This window comes from Bounagaea algeriensis (assembly GCF_054491375.1).
Map to the genome: position 1 here is coordinate 1,900,636 of NZ_CM137102.1, position 12,831 is coordinate 1,913,466.

Consider the following 12,831-nt stretch of genomic DNA (forward strand, 5'->3'; position numbering starts at 1 on the left):
CCGCGACAGCCGGTCGTGGTTCGCTCTTCGACGGGGTGGGTCGAGTTCTACCGGACGTGGCGGTTCATCCAGTCGAGGAGCGCCTCGTTCTGGGCCCGTCGATGGGTGACGGGCCCGAGGACCGAGCCGGCGTGGGAGGTTCCCGGGAAGCGCAGCATCTCGGCGGTGACGCCCCGGGCTTTGAGGATCGCGTAGAACTGCTCGGACTGCTCGGGCGGACTGCGGTGGTCGTTCTCGTGCTGCAGGAACAGCGTCGGGGTGGTGCACCGGTGCGCGTAGGTGACCGGGGAGCAGCGCCGGTAGACCTCGGCCCGCTCGTGGGGAGCACCGCCCATGAAGGTGTGACCGGCCCAGATGCCGATGTCGCTGGTGCCGTAGATGCTGGAGAAGTTGAACAGCGGGTCCTCGGGGCAGGCGGCTTTGAACCGATCGGTGTGCCCGATGATCCAGCCGGTGAGCGTGCCACCTCCGGAAGCGCCGAACACGCCCAGCCGGTCGGGATCGGCCAGACCGGCCTCGACGACGTGGTCGACGCCGGCCATGAGGTCGGCGTAGTCGAGGTGGCCCCAGTCGGAGTTGATCGCGGTGGCGAAGGCGTTGCCGTAGCCGGTGGAGCCGCGGTGGTTGAGGTAGAGCACGCCGTAGCCGGCCCCGGCCAGCATCAGGAAGTCGAAGACGAAGGTGTGGCCCCAGCCCGCGTGCGGTCCGCCGTGGATGCCCAACACGGTCGGGTGCGGCGGCTGTCCACCGGCGGGGGCGAGGTACCAGCCCTCCACGGTGGTGCCGTCGCTGCTGGTGAACTCCAGCCGATGGAGTGCGGGCCAGGCGAGTTCGGTCAGCAGGTCCGTGTTCAGCTGGGTGATCTGGTGTTCCGTCGCGGTGGTGGTGTCGTGCAGGTGCAGCTGTCCGGGGTTGCGGACGCCGAAGTCGGCGAAGAGCAGCCGGGTGCCGCGCAGCTGCACCGGGGCGCACGCCCGTTGCCCGCCGGCCACCAGGTCGTGCGACTCAGGACCGGACAGTCCGATGCGGAGCACGTGGACTTCCCCGCCGTGTTGCGCGGGAACGTAGGCGTACCGCGAATCCGGCGAGGCCAGTACCGTGCCGAAGGTGAACAGGAACGCGGACATGTCCGGTACGAGGCGTCCTCCCGGATCTCCGGCCAGTCCGCTCGTGCGTCGCTGATGCGTGCCGGTTGCGGGGTCGTGGACCCACAGGTCGGCTTTGGTGCCCGAAGGTTGACCGTCCTCGTTGGTCAGCACGTACACCACGCGCCCATCCGGGCAGACGGTGTGGCCGGCGACGACTCCACCACTGGCCAGTTCGGCGACGGTCCCGTCCAGCTCCACGCGCCGCAGGCGGTTCTGCATCCCCACCGAGTCCGGGGCGAAGCTGGCGGTGCAGACGAGTCCGGTGCCGTCCGGTAGCCACCGCGGCGCCGCGTTGAGCGAGCCGTCCCGGGTCAGCCGCGCGGGCTCGCCGCCACGGGCGTCGATCGAGTAGACGTCTTGCAGCGCGTCCTCGACGAGGCCGAGCTGATCCGCGCGCCAGACCGCGCGGTCCACGCGGTAGGGCTGCGAGGGGTCGCGTTGCTGTTCCGGCGGCACGGCGGTGAAGGCGATGCGTGACCCGTCCGGTGACCACACCGGGCCGTCACCGACCCCGTGCGGCATCGTGGTGACCTGGCGCGCCTCCCCGCCGTCGACGGGCAGCGCGAAGATCTGCGGGAGGCCGCTGCGGGTGGACAGGAAGGCGATCTCGCGACCGTCCGGGGAGAACATCGGCTGCGTGTTGCCCGCGTCGACGTGGGTGAGCTGCCGCTGCTGGCCCGTCTCGACGTCGACGAGCACCAGGTCGGTGTGCTCGGTGTTCGCCTCGACGTCGGTGCGGGTCAGGGCGAACGCGACGGAGTCGCCGGCGGGGGAGAGGTCAGCCGCCGTGACGAACCGGAATCGGAACAGATCGTTCGGCTCGATCGCTCGTCGCGTTTCCGGGACGGCTCCGTTCGCCGTCCCGCCATGATGTGGGCGGTCCTCGTCCGCAGCTCTCACCAGCAGTTCCTCCTCGCGATCCGCGGCATGCGGTCCACGGCGCCATGTTCGCCGACAACGATCGGCCGGTCGAGGAAAATCGCTGCTGGTGAACGCAGTTGCCTCGGAGGCGTGACTGTTGCTCAGCAGGATAGTGGTGCCGGGCGGGTTTCCGCGCCGCTACTCGGACGAGGGGGATTCGGCGCGGGCGAACGCCAGCGTTTCGCCCCTGGCCCCGCCCATCCAGACGTCCTGGCAGGCCTCGGCCATCTCCGCCAGCCCCTGCACCACCGTGCCGAACACGTTTCCCGGCACCCAGCCCTGGTCGCCGTTGATGAGCAGGTTGTTGCGGCCGTAGAACAGCGCGAGGTCGACGATCTGCGAGTCGGCCGGTCCCGTCGACGACTCGTAACCGTAGGCGGGATTGCCCAGGTCGTCGGCGTCGAAGGCGAAGTAGCACAGGTCGCCGGGAATCGGTGTGACGGTGGTGTTCTCCTTGCCGACGGCCGCTTCGGCGAAGGCCGGAACCAGGTGGTATATCTCGTTGCGCGCGTACTTGCCGTGGAAGACCTGGCTGGACAGCGGCAGCGCGTTCCACACGGCGTCGGCCGTCCGCGGGGCGAGGTCGTCGTGCAGCCGGGCGAGGCATCCCACCCCGCGCTTCTCGAGTGTCACGCTGATGTAGCGAGCCATGCTGTGCCTCCCGATGAACTGTTTCCGGAGTGTCGTCTCGAGACCGCCGGGCTAGTCCGCCCGCTCGTGCAGCAGCCGTGGCGCTGCCGCGTCGCGGTGCGTGCGCTGTTCGTAGGCCCGCCCGGTGCGCAACACGAGACCATCGGCGTGGCGCGGTCCCACGATCTGCAGGCCCACCGGCAGAGCTGCGCTCGTGAAACCGCACGGCACGCTCAGGGCAGGCTGTTGGGTCATGTTGAACGGGTAGGTGTACGGCGTCCAGCTCGTCCACAGCGCCGAGGACCACCCGTCCGGGGCGGGCTGGTTCGCGGGGAAGGCGGCCACCGGCATGGTGGGCGTCACCAGCAGGTCGTACTCCTCGTGGAAGGCGCCCATCAGCCGCCCGAGCTCCATTCGCACGGCTGTCGCGTCCAGGTAGTCCGAGGCGCTGTAACCGGCAGCGGCCTCGGCCTGCTCGCGCAGGGCCGGGTCCACCTGGTCGAGCACCTGCGAGCCACCTTCGTTGACGTGCTGCTCCAGCACCTTGGCGGCACCGGAGAACCACAGCACGTGGAACGCTTCCACCGGATCGCCGAATCCCGGGTCGACCTCCTCGACCTGCGCACCCGCAGCAGCGAGCTCCGCCACCGCGGCCCGGACCGCTTCCTCGACGTCCGGATCGTTGGTGCCGAACCCGAGCGTCGGTGAGAACGCGATCCGCAGGCCCTGCGGATCGTGCGCGCCCAGACCGTCCAGGAAGGACGAACCCGGTGCCGGAAGTGCCGACCAGTCCCGCGAATCGAACGCCGAAAGCACGTCCAGCAGCGCTGCCGCATCGCGCACCGACCGGGTCATCGGTCCGACGTGCGACAGCGTCCCGAAGGGGCTGGCCGGCCACAGCGGAACGCGTCCGTACGTCGGTTTCAACGCCACGGTCCCGGTGAACGACGCCGGGATCCGCACCGATCCGCCGCCGTCGGTGCCCACCGACCACGCTCCCATGCCGAGACCGACGGCGGCAGCCGAACCGCCGCTGGATCCGCCGGCGGTCAGGCCGGTGCCCCACGGGTTTCCGGTCGCGCCGAACCGCGGCGAGTCGGTGACTCCCTTCCAGGCGAACTCCGGCGTCGTCGTCTTGCCGAGGAACACCGCACCGGACTCCCGCAGGCGGGCCACTGCGGGCGCGTCGTCGCGCCACGGGCCGGCCGCGCTGATGAGGTGGCTTCCGCGCAGCGTGGGCGTTCCCCGCAGCGGCAGCATGTCCTTGATCGACGTGGGCACCCCGTCCGCCGGTCCCAGCGGCTCACCGGCCCGCCAGCGCTGTTCCGAGGCGCGCGCCGCCTGCATCGCGCCGTCCTCGTCGATCCGCGCGAACGCGTTCACCAGCGGGTCGTGGGTCGCGACCGCCTCCAGCGCCGCGCGGGTGGCCTCGACCGGTGAGAGTTCGCCCTTTCGGTACCCCTCCACCAGTTCCGTGGCACCCGTCGTGGCCAGCTCGTTGCTCATGACCGAATCCTCCCGGAATCCGCACCGCGCGCCGATGAGGACGGCACGTACCCGCGTTCGAGGTCGACGACGTTCACCAGTTCCGCACCGTCCAGCCAACGCAGCGCGTTGTCGGCGAACTGGCGCGCCAGGGTGTCGGTCCAGCCGGTGACATCACCGGACATGTGCGGAGTGACGACGACCCCGGGGGCGGACCAGAGCGGGCTGTCCTCGGGCAGTGGCTCGGTGGTGAACACGTCGAGGGTCGCTGCGGCCAGTGAGCCCTCGGTCGCGGCCCGGATCAGTGCCGGCTCGTCGACGACCGGACCGCGGGCGATGTTGACCAGGTGCGCCGACGGGCGCATCGCGGCCAGCACGGCCTCGTCGACCAGTCCGCGCGTCTGGTCGGTCAGCGGGACGGCCAGCACCAGGTGGTCGGCCCATTCGACGTGTGCCGCCAGGTGGTCGCTGGCCACGACCTCGCCGAAGTCGGGGTCGTGGGAGCGCGCCGTGCGTCCGGCGCCGCGTACGCGCATCCCCACCGCGGAGAGCAGGCGTGCGATCTCGCGTCCGATTCCGCCGGTTCCGACGACGAGCGCGGTCGCTTCGCGGATCGTCTCGGTCTCGCGGTGCTGCCAGGTCCGGGACCGCTGCAGGTCGTAGTTCTCGTGCATCCGCTTGGCGCGTGCCAGGATCGCGGCGAGGACGTACTCGGCGATCGGCCGGTCGAACACGCCGTGCGCGTTGGTGACGATCGTTTCGGACTGCACCAGCTCGTCGAACAGGAGGGTGTCCACTCCTGCGGCGGCGACGTGGATCCACCGCAGCCGGTCCGCGTGCTGCCACACGTCCTCGACGGCTGTTGAGAAGAAGTCCCAGAGGAACAGTGCTTCGGCGCCTTCGATCGCCGTGGCGAGCCCTGCGGCGTCGGTGTAGCGGACTTCGGCGCGTTCTTCGACTGCTCGCAGTCCGGGTGGCCGTTCGTCCGCGCGTGCGCACAGCACCGTGATCACTGGTCTGGCGTGCGACCGGGTCATTGCAGTTACCCTAGAAACGATCAGTTGGATTGTCAACAATTCTTGGTTTCGCGCGGAGCGCGCGTTTAGCGTTGCGCCATGCGCTTCGTTGACCAGCTCGGCATCGGGGTAGTGGTTCCGCACGACATGGCGCTCGATCGCGAGCTGTGGCGGTGGGTTCCCGATGACGTCACGCTGCACCTCACCCGCACGCCCCGCCACGAGTCCGACGTCGGTGCCGAGATGATCACGGCGATCAGCGACCGCGAGACGGTCGCCCGAGCCGTCCGGGACCTGACCACCACCGAGGCCCGAGTGCACGCCTACGCTTGCACCTCCGGCAGCTTCGTCCGCGGGACGTCCGGCGAGCGCGCGCTCACCGACGCCATGGTCGCCGCCGGAGCACCGGCCGCGGTGACCGCCAGCGGAGCTGTGGTCTCGGCGCTGAAGCACCTCGGCGTCACGCGCGTCGCCGCCGCCACCCCGTACGACGACGAACTCACCGAGTTGCTCGGCTCGTACCTCGTGGACAGTGACCTCGAGCTGGTGGGGCGCACGAACCTCGGTCTGCGGGGCCAAATCTGGCGCGTTCCGTACGAGACGACCGCGGATCTCGTGCGACGTGCCGACCGCCCCGATGCCGACGGAATCTTCGTCTCCTGCACCAATCTTCCGACCTACGACATCATCGCTGCGCTCGAGGAGGAGCTGGCCAAGCCCGTGGTCACCGCGAACCAGGCCACGATGTGGGCCAGCCTGCGAACCCTCGGGTGCCCGGCCGTGGGGCCGGGGCAGGAACTTCTCGCCGACCCCGCCACCGGATGAGCCAGCAGCCTTGTCATGCCGCACGACGCCCCGCTAAGCTCGATTGTTGACAATCTGCAGATCGAACAGGCAGGTGTCCTCTCGTGACCCAGACATCCGATGGAGAGCTCCGGTCCGGCCCCGACGCCGGCGAGTATGAAGCCAGGTTGCGGGCGGTGCAACGAGCGATGGCCGAACGCTCGCTGTCCGCGCTGGTGGTGACCGAACCGGCGAACTTGTACTACCTCACCGGCTACGACGCGTGGTCGTTCTACACACCGCAGTGCTTGCTCGTGCCCGCCGAGGGGGCGCTGCAGTTCTTCACGCGCGCCATGGACGCCGGTGGGGCGAGCGCGATCTCGAACCTCGCCGAGGAGCAGATCCACGGTTATCCCGAGGACCTCGTGCACCGCGACGACGCGCACCCGTTCGACTGGGTCACCGCCCGCGCGCTGGAGGCCGGGGCACTCGTCGACAGCGCCGAGTCGGTGGTCGCCGTCGAGGGCGACTCCCCGTGCCTGTCCGCACGTGCCTACTTCGCCCTGCGGGACGCGTTGCCCCGCTGCCGGTTCACCGACAGCCGCGAGTTGGTCAACTGGGTCCGCCTGGTGAAGTCCGACCACGAAATCGCCCAGCTGCGCGTCGCCGGCACGATCGCCGAACGGGCGATGCAGGTCGCGCTCGAGGGCGTCGCCGTCGGGCGCCGGCAGTGCGACGTCGCCGCGGAGGTCCTGGCCGCCCAAGCATCGGGCACGGCGGAGCACGGCGGTGACTACCCGGCGATCGTTCCGCTGTTCCCGACGGGCGAAGGCGCGGGGACTCCGCATTTGGCCTGGTCCGATCGGACTTTCGCCGAGGGTGAGGCGACGACGATCGAGCTCGCGGGCGTGTTCCGGCGCTACCACGCGCCGGTGGCGCGGACCGTGATGCTCGGCGAACCGCCGCAGCGGTTGGCCGCCACCGCAGCGGCGGTTCGCGAGAGCATGCACGCGAGCCTGGCGGCCCTGGCGCCGGGCACGACCGGGGTGCAGGTGCACGAGGCGTTCAACGCGGTGATCGGTCGGCACGGCCTGCACAAGGACTCGCGAATCGGTTACTCCGTCGGCATCGGCTACCCGCCGGACTGGGGCGAACGCACCGTCAGCCTCCGATCGGACGAAAAGACGGTGCTGGCCCCGGGCATGGCCTTCCACGTCATCATCGGGATGTGGATGGACGGCTGGGGCTACGAGCTCTCCGAACCCGTCGTCGTCACCGGCGCCGGCGCCGAGCGACTGACCGATCTTCCCCAGAACCTGACCGTCAAGAGGTGAGCTCCGTGGTGCAGTCCCCAGCCGGCCTACCGATGGCCGCGCGCGCCAAAGACCTGGTCGGCTCGATCATCGACTCGAGCACCTCGCTGCTGAACGAGCAGTCGCACGACATCGTGAGCTTCGCGATGGGCAGCCCGGCGCCCGAAAGCGTCCCCACGGACGTCCTCGCCGACATCCAGGCGACGACGCCGGGTGCCGATGCGGCCGCGGCCTTCGGCTACAGCGCCACCGAAGGCGACCCACCGCTGCGCGAGGCCCTGCTGGAGGCCTTGGCGGGAACCAGCGACGAGACGACCGCCGACCGGCTGACGGTCACCTCCGGTGGCATGCAGGGCCTCGACCTGGCCTTCAAGCTGTTCGTCGATCCGGGCGACCTCGTCGTCGTGGAATCGCCGACCTACACCAACGGCAGCGCCACCGCCATGGCCTACGGCGCGAAGCTGCTCGAGGTGCCGGTCGACGAGGACGGGATGGTCGTCGAGCAGCTGCCCGATCTGGTGGAACGAGCCGGGCGCACGCCCAAGGTGATCTACACGATCCCCACCTTCCAAAATCCCTCGGGCGCAACGATGTCGCTGTCCCGGCGCCACGAGCTGCTCGAGCTCGCCCGCCGCTGGGGGGCGGTCCTGATCGACGACGACCCGTACGGGCTGTTGCGGTTCGAGGGCCAGAACGTGCCCACCCTGCGCGAACTCGGCGGTGGCGACCCGCTCGTCTTCTCCGTGCGCACGTTCTCGAAGATCATCGCCCCCGGGCTGCGCGTGGGTTGGGTGGACGCGGCACCGGAGCTGCAGCAGTCGCTGATCCACGCCAAGCAGACGATGGACACCTGCGCGAACATGCCGGCCCAGCGCCTCGTCGCCGGCTTCCTCGCGCAGGGCCACCTGCAGCCGCACCTGCGGACCCAGCGCGAGGAATACCGCCGCCGCAAGGTCGCCATGCAGCGGGCGCTCGACGAGCACCTCGGCGACATCGCCCGTTGGACCGACCCCGAAGGCGGGTTCTTCCTCTGGGTCACGCTGGACTCCGAGGCGACCGGCGGGCTCCACGCGCAGAAGTTGTTCGAGACCGCCCTGGCCGAAGGAGTCGCGTTCATCCCGGGGCCCGCGTTGTCCCCGGCCGGGCACTTCGACAACGCGCTGCGGCTGTGCTTCGCCTCGACCAGTCCGGACCGCAGCGCGGAAGGTGTCCTGCGGTTGCGCCGAGCCATCGACTCCCTGACCGCAGGCGGAGGGCGCCATGCGTGAGACGTCGGCCGAAGGGCCGGTAACAGCGCAGGAGCAGGCGGTGCTCGACCTGATCACCGCCGCGGAGATCACCGAGCTGACGCGATCACTGGTCGCCGCCGGCGGTGAGAACCCGCCGGGCGGCGAGTCGGCCACCGCCGCCGCGCTGGCCGAAGCGTGCCGCAGCCGCGACCTGCCCTGCGAGCTCACCGAGGTCGCGCCGGACCGGCCGAACGTGTCCGCTCGGCTCGACGGCGTCGACGGACAACTCGCACCGGGACTGCTGCTGCTCGGGCACACCGACGTCGTCCCGATCGGCGACGGGTGGACCGTCGACCCGCTGGCCGGTTCGGTTCGCGACGGGCGGCTGCACGGGCGGGGGGCCACCGACATGAAGGGCGGGTTGGCCGCGTGCGTCATCGCGATGTCCGCGCTGCACGAGGCCGGTTTTCCGCTGTCCGGCCCGGTCGAGCTCGCCGCCGTCGTCGACGAGGAGGAGAACAGCCTCGGCGTCCAGCACTACCTGGCCTCCGGTGACCGCAGCGGGTTCGCCGGCTGCATCGTCGCCGAGCCCACGGACCTGCGGACGATCATCGCGGCGCGCGGAGACGCCTACGCCGAGGTGACGGTGCGCGGGCGGGCCGCGCACGCGGGCCGCCCCGGCGACGGCGTGAACGCGATCTACGGCGCGGCCGCCGTCATCGCCGAGCTCGAAACCTGCCACGAGGAGCTCAGCCGGGCGGCTCATCCGCTGCTCGGACCCGCGAGCTGGAGCGTGGGCCAGGTGCACGGCGGCACGGGCACGGCGATCGTGCCGGCCGAATGCGTCGTCCAGGCCGACCGTCGCCTGCTTCCGGAGGAGACGGGCGACGACGTGCTCGCGGCGCTGACCGCGCGGCTGGACGCGCTCGGTCTCACCGAGCGCGGTCTGGCCGTGCAGGCGCGCATGACGACGGAGATGCCGGGTTTCGCGACCTCGAGCGAGGACGGGTTCGTGCGCGTGACCGACGGCGCGGTTCGGGCGGCCGGTGGTCCCGATCTTCCGCTGGGCGGCTGGACCGCCGCGTGCGACGGCGGATTCGTCCAACGCGGGACCGGCGTTCCCGTGGTCGTCCTCGGTCCGGGGTCGGTCGCCGAGCAGGCCCACACCGCGGACGAGTCGGTCGGTGTCGATGAGCTGCACCTCGCCGCTCGGGCGTACGCGCTCGCGGCGATGCGACTGCTCAGCAGGTGAGACGAGTATGATTGGCGACAATCAGGCAATGCCACGTCTGCCCGGAGGAGTGATGGCAGAATCGCGAGAGCCCGCAGCGACGTCGTCGCCGAGCGTGGGACTTCTCTACCCCGGCTACGGCGCCGAGGACGACTTTCCCGCTCTCGAGGCGCGACTCGGGGGTGCGGTGCGGCTACCGCTGGTGCACACCTCGGTGGGCGAGGACGCGCACCGCGTCGACGCCCTGCTCGATCTGGGAAGTGACGTGCGGTTGCACGACGGCGCCCGGGTGCTGGGCTCCGAGCGCCCCGACTCGATCATGTGGGCCTGCACTTCGGGCAGCTTCGTGTTCGGCTGGGACGGCGCGCACGACCAGGTGCGGGAGCTCGCCGCGGCCGCCGGGCTTCCGGCCTCCTCCACCTCCATCGCCTTCGTCAACGCCGCACGCGCCCTGCAGTTGCGCTCGGTCGCGGTGGCGGCGTCGTACCCCGAGGACGTCGCGGCCCGGTTCCGCGATTTCCTCGGCCACGGCGGAATCGACGTGACCACTGTGGTCAGCAATGACATCGTCACCGCCGCGGAGGTCGGCACCCTCGGCAAGGAGGCGGTCCTGGAGCTGGTCGCCGCCGTTTCCGACGACGAGGCCGAGGCGGTGCTGGTGCCGGACACGGCCATGCACTCGTTGGCATGGCTGGACGAGCTCGAAGCAGCGGCCGGCAAACCGGTGCTCACGGCCAACCAGGTCACCATCTGGGAGGGGTTGCGCCTGCTCGGGCCCGTACCGAAGTTGTCCGCTACGGGATCGCTGTTCCGGGACGGTGCAGAATGAACCAGTCGCGTCGCACCATCGAGCCGCTGGAGCGGGAGTCGACACCGAGCATCATCGCGGACAAGCTGCGCGCCGCGATCGGCCGTGGTGACTTCTCCGCTGGTGAGCAGCTCGGGGAAGCGCAGCTCGCGCGTCAGCTCGGCGTCAGTCGGGGGTCGTTGCGCGAGGGCATGCAGCGCCTCACCCAGGAGGGCCTGCTCGTCTCCATCCGCAACCGGGGCCTGTTCGTGGTCGACATGACCCCGGAGAACGTCCACGATATGTACGTCGCGCGGGCGGCGGTCGAACGCGCGGCTGCCGAGCAGATCTTCCGTCACGATCCGCGGGATGCCGGTGACCAGCTGCTCGAGATCACCGAGCAGATGGCGCTGGCGGCTGAGGACGAGGACGACGGCGGCGTCAGCGAAGCCGACATCGAGTTCCACCAGCGGCTCGTCGACCTGGCGCGGAGCCCCCGGTTGGAGCGGATCCACACGACGCTGCTGACCGAGACGCAGATGTGCATCCACGCACTCAAGGAGACCTACAGCCACTCCCGCGAGCGGGTGGCCGAGCACCGCGGGATCGCCGAGGCGTTCCGGGACGCGAACCCGACGTTGTGCGATGCTCGGCTCGTCGCGCACATGGAGGACGCGGTCGAACGGCTCACCGGTACCTCGGCGTCCGCGCCGCCCGCGTGAGGGCCGCCATCGGGAGAGCGGGAGTTCAGGGCAGCGCGAGACCGATGTACTTCGTCTCGAGGAACTCCTCGATTCCCGTCGTGCCGCCCTCACGTCCCAGGCCGGACTGCTTGATCCCGCCGAACGGGGCGGCCGCGTTGGACACCACGCCCTGGTTGAGTCCCACCATGCCGGTCTCGAGCGCCTCGCAGACGCGCAGCGCCCGCCGCAGGTCGTTGGTGTAGACGAACGAGACCAGCCCGTACTCGGTGTCGTTGGCCGCGTCGATCACCTCGGACTCGTCGTCGAACGGAGTCAGCGGTGCCACGGGGCCGAAGATCTCCTCGTCGGCCATCCGGGCTGTCCGGGCCACATCGGTCAGGACGGTCGGCGGGTAGAAGTAGCCCTGCCCGGAGGGCGTCTGGCCACCGGTGAGCACGCGGGCGCCCTGCCGCACCGCGTCGTCGACCAGCTCACCGACCTTGCGCTGAGCGGTCTCGTCGATGAGCGGGCCCACCTGCACGCCGTCGTCCACGCCGCGGCCGACGGTCATCGACGCCATCTTCTCGGCGAGGCGTGCGCTGAACTCGCCGATGACGCCGGACTGCACGTAGATCCGGTTGGCCGCGGTGCACGCCTCGCCCATGTTGCGCATTTTCGCGGCGATGGCCCCGTCCACCGCCTCGTCGACGTCGGCGTCGTCGAAGACGACGAACGGGGCGTTTCCGCCCAGTTCCATCGAGGTGCGCAGCACCTTCTCGGCGCACTGCGCCAGCAGGACCTTGCCCGCACCGGTGGATCCGGTGAACGAGAGCTTGCGGGCGAGTCCGGAGCGGATCAGCGGTTCCACGACGCCGTTGGCGTCGGTGGTGGTGACGACGTTGACGGCTCCGGGGGGAAGTCCCGCTTCCGCGAGGACGTCGACGAACGCCAGTGTCGACAGTGGTGTTTGGGCGGCGGGCTTGACCACGCTGGTGCAGCCGGCGGCGATGGCCGGAGCGATCTTGCGGGTGGCCATCGCCATCGGGAAGTTCCACGGTGTGATCAAAAGGCACGGACCGACGGGCTGCTTGGTGATGAGGAAGCGCCCGCTTCCGGACGGTGCTTGCTGGTAGCCGCCGTCGACGCGCACGGCCTCTCCGGCGAAGTGGCGCAGGAACTCGGCGGCGTAGTTGATCTCGCCGCGGGATTCGGCCAGCGGCTTGCCCATTTCCAGGGTCATCAGCAGCGCCAGGTCGTCGATCCGCTCGTGCAGCAGCTCGAAGGCGCGCGTGAGCACGTCCGAGCGCTCGCGGGGGCTCGTGGCGGCGAACGACGGTTGAGCGGCGACGGCGGCGTCGAGCGCGGCTCGGCCGTCGGTCGGGGAGGCGTCGGCCACCGAGCACAGCCGCCTGCCGGTCGACGGGTCGACGACGTCGAAACTCCGCCCGTCGCCGGCGTCGATCCAGTTGCCGCCGATGGCGAGCTGCTTGGGGGCGTGGTCGACGATCGCGTGCTCCGCGGACCGCGCGTCGCGCTCGGCGGTCTCAGAGGTGGTCATTGGGATTCCCTTCGACGTTCCGGCGAACCGCTTTGGACTTCGCCACG

Annotated in this window: 11 protein-coding genes; 6 read left to right on the top strand and 5 right to left on the bottom strand. The window is 70.4% G+C overall.

What is annotated here, in order from left to right:
• Positions 1-47: 47 nt before the first annotated feature.
• From ACVGV2_RS08595 to ACVGV2_RS08610, 4 genes are all read right to left on the bottom strand, one after another.
• Positions 48-2,048: a S9 family peptidase gene (locus ACVGV2_RS08595; RefSeq protein ID WP_459165518.1), complete on the bottom strand. Its 2,001-nt coding sequence runs from the start codon at positions 2,046-2,048 to the stop codon at positions 48-50.
• A 159-nt stretch (positions 2,049-2,207) separates the two neighbouring features.
• Positions 2,208-2,720 carry a DUF3830 family protein gene (locus ACVGV2_RS08600; protein ID WP_459165519.1) on the bottom strand — a complete coding sequence of 171 codons (513 nt, stop codon included), beginning with the start codon at positions 2,718-2,720 and terminating at the stop codon, positions 2,208-2,210.
• A 51-nt stretch (positions 2,721-2,771) separates the two neighbouring features.
• On the bottom strand, positions 2,772-4,205 hold the full coding sequence (locus tag ACVGV2_RS08605) for an amidase (RefSeq protein ID WP_459165520.1): 1,434 nt from the start codon (positions 4,203-4,205) through the stop codon (positions 2,772-2,774).
• Positions 4,202-5,221, bottom strand: coding sequence for a D-2-hydroxyacid dehydrogenase (locus tag ACVGV2_RS08610; RefSeq protein ID WP_459165521.1), 1,020 nt, complete (start codon positions 5,219-5,221; stop codon positions 4,202-4,204). The genes ACVGV2_RS08605 and ACVGV2_RS08610 overlap by 4 nt, the downstream gene beginning before the upstream one ends.
• A gap of 78 nt (positions 5,222-5,299) precedes the next feature.
• Between ACVGV2_RS08610 and ACVGV2_RS08615 the strand changes: the two genes are divergently transcribed.
• From ACVGV2_RS08615 to ACVGV2_RS08640, 6 genes are all read left to right on the top strand, one after another.
• Positions 5,300-6,025 carry a maleate cis-trans isomerase family protein gene (locus ACVGV2_RS08615; protein ID WP_459165522.1) on the top strand — a complete coding sequence of 242 codons (726 nt, stop codon included), beginning with the start codon at positions 5,300-5,302 and terminating at the stop codon, positions 6,023-6,025.
• Between the two features lie 83 nt (positions 6,026-6,108).
• Entirely contained in the window at positions 6,109-7,317 is a 1,209-nt protein-coding gene (locus ACVGV2_RS08620) for a M24 family metallopeptidase (RefSeq protein WP_459165523.1), read from the top strand.
• A 32-nt stretch (positions 7,318-7,349) separates the two neighbouring features.
• Positions 7,350-8,564 carry an aminotransferase-like domain-containing protein gene (locus tag ACVGV2_RS08625; protein ID WP_459165928.1) on the top strand — a complete coding sequence of 405 codons (1,215 nt, stop codon included), beginning with the start codon at positions 7,350-7,352 and terminating at the stop codon, positions 8,562-8,564.
• A complete protein-coding gene (locus tag ACVGV2_RS08630) occupies positions 8,557-9,777 on the top strand; it encodes a M20 family metallopeptidase (protein ID WP_459165524.1) in 1,221 nt (406 codons plus the stop codon). The genes ACVGV2_RS08625 and ACVGV2_RS08630 overlap by 8 nt, the downstream gene beginning before the upstream one ends.
• 52 nt (positions 9,778-9,829) lie before the next feature.
• Positions 9,830-10,585 carry a maleate cis-trans isomerase family protein gene (locus ACVGV2_RS08635; protein ID WP_459165525.1) on the top strand — a complete coding sequence of 252 codons (756 nt, stop codon included), beginning with the start codon at positions 9,830-9,832 and terminating at the stop codon, positions 10,583-10,585.
• On the top strand, positions 10,582-11,265 hold the full coding sequence (locus ACVGV2_RS08640) for a GntR family transcriptional regulator (RefSeq protein WP_459165526.1): 684 nt from the start codon (positions 10,582-10,584) through the stop codon (positions 11,263-11,265). Before ACVGV2_RS08635 ends, ACVGV2_RS08640 begins: the two co-directional genes overlap by 4 nt.
• Before the next feature lie 25 nt (positions 11,266-11,290).
• Here the strand turns inward: ACVGV2_RS08640 and ACVGV2_RS08645 are convergent, their stop codons facing one another.
• Complete coding sequence (locus ACVGV2_RS08645; protein WP_459165527.1) at positions 11,291-12,784, bottom strand: NAD-dependent succinate-semialdehyde dehydrogenase; 1,494 nt, start codon at positions 12,782-12,784, stop codon at positions 11,291-11,293.
• Positions 12,785-12,831: the final 47 nt, after the last annotated feature.